Below are 15,030 nucleotides of genomic sequence, written 5' to 3'. Positions count from 1 at the left end.
ATAATTTGGAGGTAAATAAATGTTAGAACGTACTAGAGTAGAAAAAAATCCTAAAATAATTGAAAATTTTAAAAATAATTTTACTAAATCTTCTTCAAAAAAGTACTATGACTTAGCAAAATCTCTTTGGGACTGCATAGAAAATAGTTCATACTATTATAGAGAACCTGAAGACAAATTCTTAAATATGATAAAGAAATACTACAATTGCCACTACTACGAGATTAAAAATATGGACGAACTCCTTTCTGGACCTTTAAAAAATGCATTAGAATTAATATTTACTTCTGAACAAGTAGAAGAACTTTGTCAGTTAATTAAAAGAACAATGGATTATACATATTCAAGAGGATATTACCGCAAAGGTTACCGTTCAAATAGACTTGTAGATTATTTTAGAGGTATAATAAGATTTATTTCAAGCTATGTTGATTTGATTTATTATGATTTTTCAGTTATAGATTATCTTACTCTTCCAAATAAAGTCTTGTACTACGACTCTATAATGAGTGATAAAATAGCACTGGAAATAGATAAAGGAAATCAAGAAGTAATAAGTGCCTTGGAAGAAGTAATATTTGGAGAAAATCAAACTGCCCTACTTACAAGACAAATGATAATTGGTATTATGAAAAGTCATAGTGAGAAATGCTATGAAATGCTTTCTAAACTTCTTTTAGCAGCTAAACAACAAGAAGGGCTTAGACAGCAAATTGTAGAGAGTTTAGATGAGGGTACAATTCCTGCATCAATATACATGTTAAAAACTATTTTGGACAATAATTTAGAGAGATTTAGTTCTGTTATAAGAGCCTTGGATACGTGGACAGGACTTGGTTTTTCAGACCAAAAACCTGGAATAATACGTAAATGCTTAGAACTCTCATATAAATCATTGACTGATGAAAAGTTCCGTATAGAATCAATTAATAGCAATGATAATCTTGAAATTTATTTTGCCTTATGGGCTACTGCAACTTACAACATATATGACTCTTACTCTCTTATTGAAAATTTACTTTCTTATCAGGAAAAATATAAAAAGCTTGTAGCTCTTTACTTCCTATCACATACAGAAAGTACATATTTTAAACATTCTATAGCATCTAAAAATATTAAGGGTGATGATTTAGAGATTCTAGTATGGGTAATTAGAAACTTTTATGTGGAAAGTTCTGTTGGCTACTACTATAATTGGCAAAACAAAGAAACTGGTTTTGATTTGTCAAACACTCCTATTGACAAAAACTTTGATGCTAGAAAAGAACAATTTGAAAGTCTAAAACATACTTTAGAAATTTTAAATTCAAAGACAAAATCATTTTCGGGAAGTGTATTTCCATGGACTTGGATTGAAATTTCTTCTCACGAAATACTTAAGTGTATGATGACTCTAACAGCATACGATATGAATGCCCAATTTATAGATGTTCTTATGGAAAATTGTCATCTTATGAGTTCAGATTTAAGAGCTTCACTTATAGTTAATTTCATAAATGAACCAAAAACAGATAAACAGCGTAATTTCTTATTGGAATGTTTAAGTGATAAGAGTGTTTCCAATAGAGAAACTGTATTGAGTCTACTTAGAAAACTTGAACTAACAGATGTAGAATTAGATAAGATAACCAATCTACTATCTTTAAAGACAAGCTCTATTAGACAAACAGTAATAAAAATTTTACTTGAACAAGATGATTCAAAATTGGAGAATATTGCTTCTTCACTTATAAAATCTTCAAATTCTCAAAAATGCCTTGGAGGTCTTGAAATTGTAAACTTATTAAAAGACAATGCTGATAAACAAGAACTGTATAAAAATCTTATTTTATCGATAGAAGATATTAATAAATCTAAAAAGAATACATCTCAAGTTCAAATACTAATTGATAATTTGTTAGGTAAAGCAAAAAATGATTATTGCAAAGAAAATGGTTTTGGAATATATAACCCTGAAAACAAGGTTCAAATTCCTGAACAGTTTGCTTTTAAAGATGATTCTTCTAGTTCATCAAAACTTAATAAAATTATTTCAAATATAAGTTTATCTACTAGTGAGGATTCTGTTTCTTTAGCAACAAAAAAAGAAGCAAAAAAAATTCTCGATACAAATATAAATAAAATAATAAAAGTTTATGAAAAATTTGATGAGCTTATTACTGAAAATGCAGATTATGAATATGAAGTTGAAAGATGGTCAGGTAATGTAGACAAAGTACTTTTAGGTTACTCTACTTATAATTTGACTCCTATTAAATATAAAGTTTCTAATGATACTCTAGATAATTATCCATTGGCAGAACTTTGGAGAAAAACTAGTAAAAAACTTAAATTAGACTACAAATTAATACTTGATATTTTATTTTATAGTATAAGTACATGCGGATATAATGAAACAGAAAAAGATTGGTTTTCATCTATCTATTCAAATGTCCTTGACTATAAAAAACAAAAGAAAATATATACAAAACTTGAAAAATTGAAATTTAATACACTTACAAGAAAACTTTTAAGCGTTTTACTAAATGAGTTTGACCATAAAGAAGTATTTGACTATTGTTTGGAAATATACTATAAACTTAGAAACTTATTGACTATAGAACAATGTAAAAAGCAAAGAGTTGAATTTACTAAAAACTATTATAGGAAAAATGAATACTGCCCTGCTTTAGATGCTCCTATTTTAAATTATTGGCTTGATAAAGCACATTCATTTATTTACGATGATATTTCTTTTACTAAGTTTTTCTACACTACATTTTCAAGCTATCAATTATTAGAATATAAATTTCCTTTCTATACTAGCATAGGTATATTTGCTCGTGCATATGAATTAGGATTAATGACTGAAGAACAAGTGAATAGAGAAATGATAAGTGGATACAATGCACCAAATATAATAAGAACGCTAACAAATCCTAGATGGTCTGGTGACACATTAGAAAAATATCCTTGGCTTAAAGATAACTTAAAAATTGTTACAAACAGAATTATAGAAATTGAATCACGTAGAGGTGATATGCCAACAGAAGTATCTCATCTCGCTAATAATATACAATACTTTGAAGGTATAAATTATTTTGTAAACATCTTAGTTGCTCTTGGTAAAGAAACTTTCCAGAGAGGATATTCATATGGTAGCAATTATTCAAAAAAAGATGTTTTAAGTTCTCTGCTTAAAAATTGCTATCCTACTAAAGAAGACAACTCAAAAGAGTTGAAAAAATTACTTAAAAATACTGACATTACTGAACTTAGATTAATAGAATCTGCTATGTACGCCCCTCAATGGGTCAATATAATTGAAAAATATCTAAACTGGAAGGGTCTAAAAAGTACAATTTGGTACTTCCATGCACATATAAATGAAGGTTTCTCTGCACAAAAAGAATCAGAGGTTGCTCTATTCTCCCCTATTTCACCAGGTAGTTTTATTGATGGGGCATTTGACATAGACTGGTTTTTAGATTCATATAAGACTATTGGAGAAGAAAAATTCAATATACTTTACAAATCAGCCAAGTATATAACTAGTGGTGGTAACTCTCATAGACGTGCACAACTCTATGCTGATGCTACACTTGGTAAGCTTGATAAAGACATATTAATGAAAGAAATTGAAACGAATAGAAATCAAGATAAATTGAGAAGTTTCTCTTTACTTCCCATGAAAAAAGGAGACCTTAAAGAAGCAACTTTCCGTTATGAATTTATCCAAAAATTTGCTAGAGAAAGTAAACAATTTGGAGCACAACGTCGTGAAAGTGAATCAAAGGCTTGTACTATAGCACTAGAGAATCTAGCTAGAAGTGCTGGATTTGGAGATGTAAATCGTATGATGTGGGCTCTTGAGACTGAAAAACTAAATGAAGTTATTCATCTATTTAAACCAAAGGATATTGATGGTACTTCAATTTGGATAGATGTTGATGAAAATGGAAAAGCATCTACTAAAGTTCAAAAAGGCGATAAAGCTTTAAAGAGTATACCAAAAGCTATTGCTAAACATCCATATGTACTTGAACTTAAATCTGTTCAAAAAGATTTAAAGAGCCAGTATTCTCGTGCAAAACAGAGTTTAGAGCAAGCTATGAAAAATGAAATAGTATTTACAGTTAAAGAAATTTCCAATATCTATAAAAATCCAGTTATCTGCCCTCTGATTAAAAATTTAGTGTGGGTATGTGATGATAATATTGGATATGTTTATAATGATAAGTCTAAGTTCTTTATTTGCAATATAGAAGGTGAAACTTATAAATTGACCACAAAAAATAAATTAAAACTTGCACATCCAGTTCATTTGTTTGAGTCTGGTAAATGGAGTGAGTTCCAACATGACTTATTTAGTAAGCAAATTGTTCAGCCATTTAAGCAGGTGTTCCGTGAGTATTATAGAATAAATAGTGATGAATTATCTGAAAAAACTATATCTCGTAGATATGCTGGGCATCAAATCCAGCCGAAGAAAACTGTAGCACTTCTTAGAAATCAACTTTGGACTATCGATTATGAGGAAGGTTTACAAAAAGTGTTTTACAAAGAAAATATAGTGGCAAAAATGTTTGCACTTGCTGATTGGTTTTCACCAGCAGACATTGAGCCTCCTACTATTGAAACAGTAGAATTCTTTGATAGAAAAACTTATAAAGGCTTAGAATTGGATTCAATACCTCCAATTATATTTTCAGAAGTTATGCGTGATATAGACCTTGTTGTAAGTGTCGCTCATGCCGGTGGTGTTGACCCTGAAACGAGCCACTCTACTGTAGAAATGCGTATAGCAATTGCTAAAGAACTTTTATTATTATTAAAAGTTAACAATGTCAACTTTGAAGGCTCTCATGCTCTTATCGCAGGTAATTTAGGTGAGTATTCTGTACATATGGGTTCTGGTATTATACATAAAAAAGGAATGGGTGCTTTAAATATACTTCCTGTACATTCTCAAAGTAGAGGTAAGATATTCCTTCCATTCGCTGATGAAGACCCTAAAACTGCTGAGATTATGTCTAAGATATTATTACTTGCTGAAGATAATAAGATTAAAGACCCTAGTATTTTAAGTAATTTATAAATATAAAACTACATCTAAAATATATTGGACTTTCTAATTTTTTAAAGAAAGTCCAATATATCCTACATTATAATTTATATAGATTAAATCATAATTACAAATAATTTTTATATAAACTTCTCTTATACATTATCTTTACAGTACTTATTATATTACATAAAAAGAATTTTTCTTCTCTTTTCACTAGAACCTTTTAACCCTATAAAATCTATATAGAAAATCTTTTTCTAGAGATTTGTTTAATATGGCATTTTCTTGAAAATTTATAAACCGTATCTCTAATGAAGATTTATTTATAGGTATAACCTTATGTATAAACCTTAGATTTACTATGTATTGTCTATGAGTCATAAAGAAATTAGGAGGTAGGCGTTTTTTTAAATCATCAAAGTTTTCATAAAACTTTATTATATCTTCATCTTTAGTGTATAGATTAATTGCTCTTGAATTTTTCTCAAACATAACTATATCATCAAAATTAATCATATGTATCTGCTTCCTTATTTTATATACAAAAAGAGTATCTTCTATAAAATTATTATTAGCAATTTTATGGGAGTTAATATGGTCTATTGCTATATTAATTGAATCAAGTATTTTTTCTTTTTTAAATGGTTTAACTATAAAATCTATAGGATGCACTTTAAAGCTTTCAAGACTATAATCAGCAAAACCTGTCACAAATACTATATGTATATCCTTATCTATTGAAAGAATTTCTTTAGCAGAATCAATCCCATTTTTATATGGCATATCAACGTCAATAATTAATAAGTCTATTTTCTCGTTTTTTATAAATTCGATTGCCTCTATGCCATCCTTAACCTTTTTAACATAATCTACATATCCAGATTCTTTAACTATGTTTGCTATATCATCTCTTACAATTTTATCATCGTCGCAAATTAAAACTTTTATCACAGACTTCTCTACTCCTAACTAATAATATTTGGGGATTAAGATTACAAATTCAGTTAAAAAATCATCACTATTTACAATTATACCATAATCATACTTATCTAATATATTTTTAACTATATATAACCCAAAACCTCTATCCTGTCCTTTTTTAGTACTATAACCATCCCAAAATATACTTTCAACATTAGGTATTTTAGGACCATTATTTTTTATGACTATAATATACTGAAATTCATCTTCATATGCATGTAATCGTATATATTTTTTTTCCTTTTTTATAGTAGACAAAGACTCTATTGCATTGTCTATTATATTTAATAGTACTGAACTCATATCATTAGGTTCAATCTCTAAATTATCCATAAAATCTTGAATATAGACATCAAAAGATATGTTCTTTTCAAGGCATTCCTCATATTTTAAGGAAACTATAGCATCTAAATAAGATATTTTCCCATATCTTGAATTTTTTGACTCAAAGCTATTTGACATACTCATTATATATACTTTGGCATCTTCAGCTAACCCAGTATTTAATAAAGAATATACTACTTGTAAATGTTTTAAATAATCATGTTTTTGACTCCTTAATTTTACGATTATATTGTCCTTATGATTTATTTTACTATCTAGTTTTTGTAGCTTGTACTCTTGTTGATTGTTATTATTTATCAATTTTATAAATTTAAATCCTGTATAACAACTTAAAATACTTAAAATAAAAAAAAGTATAATATTTAATACTCCTTCAAGTAAAAAGTTATATCCTAAACTTAATCGTATATATTGAATACCCTCCATAAATAATATCCATACAAAACACGACACAAAAAATGTCAATATTCCTCTTTTTAATATGTCTAATTCTTTATAAAACCTGTACTTATTCATTATAAGATTACTAAATATAAACAAAGTTAGTATTGCTATAGGAAATATAAAATCAGTCTCCATAATTCTCCTCCCCATAAACACTTCATATGAGTATTATATCATTTTAAAAAAATTATGTAAAAAATAAAAATTTACATGTATATTGATTAAACTTGCAAAAAAATACCTAAACTTATACAACTAGGTACTTAAAACTTGAAAATACTTATTTTGCTATATATTTTAAATAAATATATAATTGACTTAATTAAGAAAGGAAGTGGTAAATATGAAAGATAATTTGAAAATAGTACTAAGATACATAAAAAGTTATAAAGCTAGATCTTTAGCAATTATTCTGAGTATAGTTCTTGCTACATCACTCATTGTTGGTATTGGTACCCTCTCAAGAAGTGCTCAGCAAGCAGAAGTAGATTTATTGAAAAGAGAACTTGGAACTGACCATGTATACTTTAAAGATATAAATAAAAATCAATTAGAACTCATAAAGTCTAGCAAAGATATTAAAAATTTAGGTATAACATCTCACTATGGGCATACAGATATTAATGAAAAATTACCTATAAACATAGAATATGCAAATAAAAATTACTTAACTAGTCAGTCTACACTTATAAAAGGTCACCTTCCAAAAGCTAGCAATGAGGTGGTAGTAGAAAAATGGATTTTAAATAGTATGGGTTTAAAACCAGAAATAAATCAAGACATCACTTTAAAATTATATCAAAAAGAAAAGCCAGAGACGTTTAAGGTTGTAGGAATACTTGAAGATAGATTTAATCCGAAAAAAAAAGGTTTATGTGAAATTTTTTTAAATCTCAATGAATCAGAATTGGACAAGTTTTCTTTTACTTATGTTGAATTTAATGAGCACAGTGATATAAATAAAAACATAGATAATATAGTAAAAGATGCTAAGTTGGATAAGAATAGTATGGGAAAAAACAAAATGCTTATAGAGTCTACTATGGAAAATGGTATTTTAGATAACTCAAGTAAATATACTGCAATTGTTATGAGCATATTTTCTGGTATTGTAATATATAGCATCTATGTTATATCAATATACCAAAGAATACAAGAATATGGTATCTTAAGAGCTATTGGAGCAACCAATTTTAAAATTTTCAAGCTTATGTTTTATGAACTTTTTATACTTGCTTTGATAGCAATACCTCTAGGTATATGTATAGGTATTGGTGGTGCACAAATATTTAATAGAACTGCAGGAAATATTCAATTTGAAGGAAATGTGGAGATTACCCCTTTTGTTATTCCAGATAAAATAATACTTTTATCAATTGGATGTATAATACTAACAATACTAATTATAAGTTTCTTTACATATTTAAAGATAAGAAAAATCTCTCCTATCGATGCTATAAGAAAAACTTTTGGAACTGATAAAAATATAAATAAAGTTAATTCTTTAATATCAAAATTAACTTTAAATATATCAGTGACAAAATATATCTCTGCTAAAAACATCCTTAGAAATACAAAGGGATTTATTATAATTATATTATCCATGAGTATAGGAGGTATAATGGTCATAAGGGAGAATTATAAATATTCTTTTTCAGATATACAAAACAAAAGTGGTCAAGAAAAAACATATATGAATGCAGATTTTATTCTATCAAATCTTACTTTCAAGCTAAATGAAGATTATAAGGCTAATTCTATCAAGGATATAAATGGTCTTAACGATGCTCAGATAGACAAAATTAAAAATATAGATGGAGTTGAGAAAGTCAAAACTGCTAGCCTCTTAAATACAAGAATAGAATTAGATAAAATAAATAAATTGGATTACTACGAAATTATGAATTCAACGCCTTATCATAAGGACTATCCTCTATTAACAAAAAATAAGACTACTGGTAAATATACGCTAACACAAAAGTTAAGAGGTTATAATGATGAGATGATAAATTCATTAGAAAAATACTTAGTAAGTGGAAGTATAAACTTGGAAAAAATGAAAAAGGAAAACCTAGCTATAGTATATGTTCCACAAATTTCTAAAATAAATAAATACAACAAGAGTTATATTCCTGGTGTAGGAACACCAGTTGTAAATATAAAAGTAGGAGATACTATAAAAATCAAATATCCAAAAGGTGAAATAGATACAGAACTTTACTTTAGTCAAAAAGATAATTATGAATATCTAGAATATGAATTTAAAGTTGGAGCTATTGTAAGTTACCCTTTTGCAGATAACGAGTCGTACTCTTCGGATGATGGCATAGATGTAATAACGAGTAGCGAATATCTAAGAAAATTAACTGGCACAGATAAATATAACGCAGTTTATATAGATGTTAATAAAAATGCAGACATTAAAAAAATAAATACACTTTTAGGTAAAATAGGAAGTGAAGCTCCTGGAACTACAACAGTAAATATGTCAGTGGAAAAAGAAACCTCTGATAATATGACAGCTAGAGCCCTGATTTATGCTTATGGAATAATAGCCGTTCTGTTCATAATTAGTGTATCTAACATAATAAATAACATAAGTTATAGCTTGACTTCAAGAACTAGTGAATTTGGAATGTTAAGAGCTATTGGTATCTCTGAGAGAGGATTTAAAAATATGATACTCTATGAGGGAATATTATATGGAACAATCTCAAGTGTAATTACCATTGTAGCAGGACTTATAATACAGTTTAGAATGTATTACACGTATGATTATGTATCATATGGATTGGGATTTTCAATAGATTACAAAGTATATATCCTAGTTACTTTAGCAAACATAATCGTAGGTATTCTAGCTACATACATTCCATCAAGGAAAATAAATAAAATTAGTATAGTTGAAGCTATAAACATCACAGAATAGGAGGAATGATTATGTCTATATTAGAAATTACTAACTTAGGTAAGATTTATGGAAAAAAGGAAACATCTGTGCATGCACTAAAGGATGCAAATTTAAAAGTAAATAAGGGTGAGTTCGTTGCGATAATTGGGCCAAGTGGAAGTGGAAAAAGTACATTTCTACATTTAGTAGGTGGTCTTGAGAGACCAAGTAATGGTACTATAAAAGTTGCTGGTAAAGATATATGTTGTCTTTCAGATAAAGAACTAGCAAGATATAGAAGACAAAAAGTAGGATTTGTCTTTCAACAGTATAATCTAATTCCTGTATTAAATGTAAAGGAAAATATAGAATTACCATTAAAGTTAGACAATAAAAAAATAGATAAAGAATATATTGAAGACCTTATAAATTTATTGGGGCTTAATGAAAGGAAAAATCATCTTCCCAATCAATTATCTGGTGGTCAACAGCAAAGAGTTGCTATTGCACGTGCTTTATCTGCAAAGCCAAGTATAATACTAGCAGATGAGCCAACAGGAAATTTGGATAGTAAAACTACAGAAGAAGTCATGGATTTACTAAAAAGTTCTATAAAAAAATATAACCAAACTCTTATAATAATAACACATAATGAAAATATTGCTAGAAAAGCAGATAGAGTTATATCTATAATAGATGGAGAGCTTAAGTTAAACTGACACTCTAAACTACTTATAGAAAAGAGGATTTAAATGTTATTTGTTTTAGGTAATTTAAATTTAGACTTGGATTTTGACTACAGAATAATAAGAGAAGAAAACGATGATGTAGATATATTTATAGATATTAATTATCGTAGCTTAGATATAAATACTGATGGCTCTAACTTATTTAATTCTAGAATCCAATTTCCATTTGTAAAAGCATTAATTTTGAGGTTAAATAGAAACAATCAACTTATGACAATCCATTTATTAAGAGACATAGATTTATTTTCTGCTTTTACCAACTTTGAAGTAGATTATACTGACTCTATAATAAATATAAAAAATCAAAATGAGAAAGTTATTCTAAATAAATCTATCAAAAAATAGTAAGGGGGCCTTAATAGGCCCCAATTCTTTTTGTTTTCTAAACTTATTATATCATGATAAATAAATTAGTCAATAGAATTTTCTGAATATTTTTATAATTTTTTCATAAAGTTTTTTGCATATTATGCTTTAAAATTATATGTAATAAAAAAATTTTACGACTAATTTTAAAGTTATTTGATTAAATATACATATATAAGATTTTTCTCTAATATAACAACATTAGTAAGTTCGATTGAAGGTACATCTACCCAACCTATAAAGTCCTTTTGGTGCACCCGCCTTAACTGATGCTTCATGTACAACTCTAGCAGTTTCTATAGTACAGTATGCTTCATCTTTTTCTATTACACCACAAGTTTTAGTATCTTTATAAGTATTATAGGTATATTTAGGCAATTTATTTCAAATAAAAGTAAATTTAGTTAAGTATGTGATTGGGTAAAAGTATAATATAATAATAATTTTTATATCAAATTCGTAGTATTTATGTAAGAAATAAAATTTTATATAATCTTTTTTCATTAAATTTTTTTCTTTTTACAACAAATACCCACCACCTTTTGATATAATGTTTTTATCAATTATTATTATATTCAAGTTTTGAAAGGAGTATTAAAATGAATTTATTAGTTTTCGGACATAAAAATCCAGATACAGATTCAATATGTTCTGCAATTTCATTAGCACATTTAAAAAACAAACTAGGAATAAAAGCAACAGCTTATGCTTTAGGAGATATCAGAAAAGAAGCTAAATATGCCTTAGATTACTTTAAGGTAGATGCACCTGAAATTTTAGATAATGTTAGAATACAAGTTAGAGATTTAAATTATGATAAAGTAGTGCCTTTAACTCCTACTTCATCTATATTAGAAGCTTATAATCTTATGGATGAAAAAAATGTTAAAACGCTACCTGTAACTTATGATGACGGAACTTTTGCTGGTATTATTACTATGAAAGAAATAGCTAAAAACCTACTTCATCAACACTTTACAACTATACACACATCACTATCAAACATTTGTAAAAACCTTAATGGTACTATACTTGTGGATTGTGGTGAAGATATAAAAGGTAGAGTAGTTACTTTATCATTTGGGATGGAGACTCTAATAGAGACTTTAAAAGAAGGAGACATAGCTATTGTTGGTGATAGATATGATAGTATTGAATACGCTATTGATACAAAAGTTAAACTTTTAATACTTACTAATCATACAGAGATTTCAAAAGATTTGTTAGCTCTTGCTAAAATAAATGGAGTGTCTGTTGTTTCTGTTGAAAGTGACAATTATAAAACTTCTAATGTAATAAATCAATGTAGTTTCTTAGACTCTATAGAAGCCACAGAAAATCTAATTACATTCAAAGAAGATGACTACATGGATGAAATAAAAGAGATTATGCTAGAGACTAACTTCAGATCTTATCCTATATTAGATGATGATAACAAGTTTTTAGGTTTAATTTCAAAAGGTCATCTATTAAATCCTTCTAAAAAGAATGTCGTTTTAGTTGACCATAATGAATATGCCCAAAGTGCTGATGGAATTGAACAGGCAAATATAGTTGAAATAGTTGACCATCATAAACTTGGCGGTATTTCTACTGATGTTCCTATGTCTTTTAGAGTAATGCCTGTTGGATGTAATAGTACTATAATTTATCAAATGTACAAAGAAAATAATGTTGAAATACCTTATGAAATAGCTGGTCTTCTTTTATCTGCTATATTATCAGATACATTATTATTTAAATCTCCAACAACAACTGACATGGATAAGAAAGCTTGTGAAGAATTAAGTAAAATAGCAAAAATAGATATGGAAAAGTATGCTATGGATATGTTTAAATATGGTACTTCTTTAGATGAATATACTATAGAAGAAATAATAAATATGGATTTTAAAGAGTTTAATATGAGTGGACATAGAGTTGGTATTGGACAAGTATTTACTTTAGACATAGACTCTATATTCTCTAAAAAAGATGAGTTTTTATCTTATATAAATTCAACTGATTATGATAAATTAGTTCTTGCAGTTACAGATATAATCAAAGAAGGTTCTTATTTAATTTATAAAGCAGAAGATAGATTAATTGCCAACGCATTTGGTGTTCAAGGTGTTCAAGGTACATTTGCACCAGGTGTTGTATCAAGAAAAAAACAATTAGTTCCTAATTTAACTACTGCAATCAAAAACTTTAAATAATATAAAATTTTTAAACAACAAAAAATGAGTGTCTTAAAATGAACTTTTTAGTTCATAGGGCACTCTTTTTTTGTATCAAGCCAAATATATTTTCATCATTTCAACAATGAAAAAAAAGCTTATCTCTATTTTGAGACAATCCCTTTCTTATTTATACATATATTAAATATAAAACTAAGTCATAATAGTATCAGCTATTCTAAATATAGTCAAAGTAGCTGCTGTCCCTGCTGATTGACCATTTAGTATTCCTACTGACACAGATGAAAAATTATTTATAGTAAATGTAGTTCCACCAAATAGAAAACCAACGAAATATCCAGAGATTAAACCTCCTCCGCCTGGTTCAGTAGTAAGACCTGCTAAGTCTTTCCCTCCTAAAATAGGAAATAAGAACGAGAAAGAGTATTTATTTATACTTGATGAACCTGGTTGCAATGCTATTGAAACCGAGATATAGTACACACCATTTTCTTGTACTTTGAATACACCATTTGCATCTACTGTTATACTTGAACTATTTCCTAGCACTTCCTGCCAATTTTTTATAGCTTCCCCATTGCCTAAAATTTGTGCAGATGGTGCATTTAAAAGAAAGTTAGCAATTGGCTGTGAGGAATTTCCCGTCGCTCCTGTGTTTCCTGTTGGACCTGTTACTCCTGTTGCTCCTGTATTTCCTGTTGGACCTGTTACTCCTGTTGCTCCTGTATTTCCTGTTGGGCCTGTTACTCCTGTTGCTCCTGTATTTCCTGTTGGACCTGTTACTCCTGTTGCTCCTGTATTTCCTGTTGGGCCTGTTACTCCTGTCGCTCCTGTATTTCCTGTTACTCCTGTCGCTCCTGTGTTTCCTGTTGGACCTGTTACTCCTGTCGCTCCTGTATTTCCCGTTGGACCTGTGTTTCCTGTTGCTCCCGTTGGACCTATTTCTCCTGTCGCTCCTGTATTTCCTGTTGGGCCTGTTACTCCGGTCGCTCCTGTGTTTCCTGTTGGGCCTGTTACTCTCATTGGAGGACACCCTAATTTAGGAGAACAACACTCTTTTTTTCTTTCTTCAAACGTTATAAGTATATATGGTTTGTTACACCCTCTACTAGAGGTAAATTCCATAATTTTACAAGGATAGTTTAAAGATAAAGCTAATCCATAATTAGGATATTTACCTACTGCCCATGATTTTACAACATTTGTAATGTTTAAACAAATATAATTAGATGTATTACTTATACCAATTGGCAAATATCCTCCAATATTTTCTATAGGCAATTTATCATTCCATGATATAGTCCTTGAATTATAATATTCGACTATTCTTTTTACTTTAATATCTATTTTTTCATTAAAAATATAATTATTTCCTGAATTAATATGAATAAATAACTCTGCCTTTAATATATTTTTGTCTTTTAATATCTCTGGTATTCTTACTTTGAAAAAAGTAAGGAGCTTTTCTTCTGCAAAAGTACTTGAATATTTAGTTCCTATTAAACAATATTCTAAAAAACTAAAGTTTTTATCTGGATATTTTTTTGATATAAAAGTATCATCATTTAAATAAAGTATAATGTTTCTCATTTATAATCCCTCCATTTTGGGTCTATATTATACTATGTTAAAATACATATTTAGTTACAGTATAGTTAGAAATTTACTATCTTAAATATTTATATAATAATACTAATTTCTACAAAAAAAGAACATGCATTAGAAATTTCTAATAACATGTTCTCTTTCATTATTATATATTACACTTTAAATTATTCCTTGACTGGCTTAGCTGGTGTAAACTAAACCAGTCTCTCTAAAATATTAAGCACTTTTTTCTTCTTATGTTTTTTAGGATTTATTGTCTCTATTATTGTAAACCAAAGTTGTGAAATTGTAAATAGAAGATATTACCATAACAATATTTTTTTCTAAACAAAAAGTACAAAAAACTTATTTTTCTTAAATAAAATAGATAAAATAATTTCAAAAAATACTGGAATAAGTGTTTTCCATATATATTCTGTA

8 protein-coding genes and 1 pseudogene are annotated in these 15,030 nt (G+C 27.9%); 5 read left to right on the top strand and 4 right to left on the bottom strand.

The annotated features are described in order from the left end of the window. Positions 1–19: 19 nt before the first annotated feature. Complete coding sequence (locus JJC02_02295) at positions 20–5,077, top strand: DUF4132 domain-containing protein (GenBank protein UDN55044.1); 5,058 nt, start codon at positions 20–22, stop codon at positions 5,075–5,077. A gap of 183 nt (positions 5,078–5,260) precedes the next feature. Here JJC02_02295 and JJC02_02290 read toward each other — a convergent pair whose 3' ends face one another. Continuing rightward, positions 5,261–5,998: a response regulator transcription factor gene (locus tag JJC02_02290; GenBank protein UDN55043.1), complete on the bottom strand. Its 738-nt coding sequence runs from the start codon at positions 5,996–5,998 to the stop codon at positions 5,261–5,263. 18 nt (positions 5,999–6,016) lie between these two features. Further along, positions 6,017–6,952, bottom strand: coding sequence for a GHKL domain-containing protein (locus JJC02_02285; protein ID UDN55042.1), 936 nt, complete (start codon positions 6,950–6,952; stop codon positions 6,017–6,019). A 208-nt stretch (positions 6,953–7,160) separates the two neighbouring features. Between JJC02_02285 and JJC02_02280 the strand changes: the two genes are divergently transcribed. The 3 genes from JJC02_02280 to JJC02_02270 are packed head-to-tail and all read left to right on the top strand — an operon-like array spanning position 7,161 to position 10,801. Then, positions 7,161–9,746 (top strand): FtsX-like permease family protein, encoded by a 2,586-nt coding sequence (locus JJC02_02280; GenBank protein UDN55041.1) that lies wholly within the window; start codon positions 7,161–7,163, stop codon positions 9,744–9,746. A gap of 11 nt (positions 9,747–9,757) precedes the next feature. Continuing rightward, positions 9,758–10,426, top strand: coding sequence for an ABC transporter ATP-binding protein (locus JJC02_02275; GenBank protein UDN55040.1), 669 nt, complete (start codon positions 9,758–9,760; stop codon positions 10,424–10,426). Between the two features lie 33 nt (positions 10,427–10,459). Continuing rightward, entirely contained in the window at positions 10,460–10,801 is a 342-nt protein-coding gene (locus JJC02_02270) for a hypothetical protein (protein UDN55039.1), read from the top strand. Positions 10,802–10,995: 194 nt separating this feature from the next. Here the strand turns inward: JJC02_02270 and JJC02_02265 are convergent. Then, positions 10,996–11,194 (bottom strand): annotated as a pseudogene (locus JJC02_02265) (hypothetical protein). A gap of 227 nt (positions 11,195–11,421) precedes the next feature. Between JJC02_02265 and JJC02_02260 the strand changes: the two are divergent. Further along, the gene (locus JJC02_02260; GenBank protein ID UDN55038.1) at positions 11,422–13,020 is read left to right on the top strand and encodes a putative manganese-dependent inorganic diphosphatase; all 1,599 of its coding nucleotides are present in this window, start codon (positions 11,422–11,424) and stop codon (positions 13,018–13,020) included. A gap of 174 nt (positions 13,021–13,194) precedes the next feature. Here the strand turns inward: JJC02_02260 and JJC02_02255 are convergent, their stop codons facing one another. After that, positions 13,195–14,592 carry a collagen-like protein gene (locus tag JJC02_02255; GenBank protein UDN55037.1) on the bottom strand — a complete coding sequence of 466 codons (1,398 nt, stop codon included), beginning with the start codon at positions 14,590–14,592 and terminating at the stop codon, positions 13,195–13,197. Between the last annotated feature and the right edge of the window lie 438 nt (positions 14,593–15,030).

This window comes from Clostridioides sp. ES-S-0054-01, assembly GCA_021561035.1.
Taxonomy (GTDB): Bacteria; Bacillota; Clostridia; order Peptostreptococcales; family Peptostreptococcaceae; genus Clostridioides.
Note: the sequence above shows the minus strand (reverse complement) of the source record. Positions and strands in the feature narration are given on the sequence as shown.

Excerpts from the sequence above, each read along its gene's own strand:
- JJC02_02295 (UDN55044.1), top strand. The coding sequence starts at position 20 with ATGTTAGAACGTACTAGAGTAGAAAAAAATCCTAAAATAATTGAAAAT.
- JJC02_02285 (UDN55042.1), bottom strand. The coding sequence starts at position 6,952 with ATGGAGACTGATTTTATATTTCCTATAGCAATACTAACTTTGTTTATA.
- JJC02_02280 (UDN55041.1), top strand. The coding sequence starts at position 7,161 with ATGAAAGATAATTTGAAAATAGTACTAAGATACATAAAAAGTTATAAA.
- JJC02_02275 (UDN55040.1), top strand. The coding sequence starts at position 9,758 with ATGTCTATATTAGAAATTACTAACTTAGGTAAGATTTATGGAAAAAAG.
- JJC02_02270 (UDN55039.1), top strand. The coding sequence starts at position 10,460 with ATGTTATTTGTTTTAGGTAATTTAAATTTAGACTTGGATTTTGACTAC.
- JJC02_02260 (UDN55038.1), top strand. The coding sequence starts at position 11,422 with ATGAATTTATTAGTTTTCGGACATAAAAATCCAGATACAGATTCAATA.
- JJC02_02255 (UDN55037.1), bottom strand. The coding sequence starts at position 14,592 with ATGAGAAACATTATACTTTATTTAAATGATGATACTTTTATATCAAAA.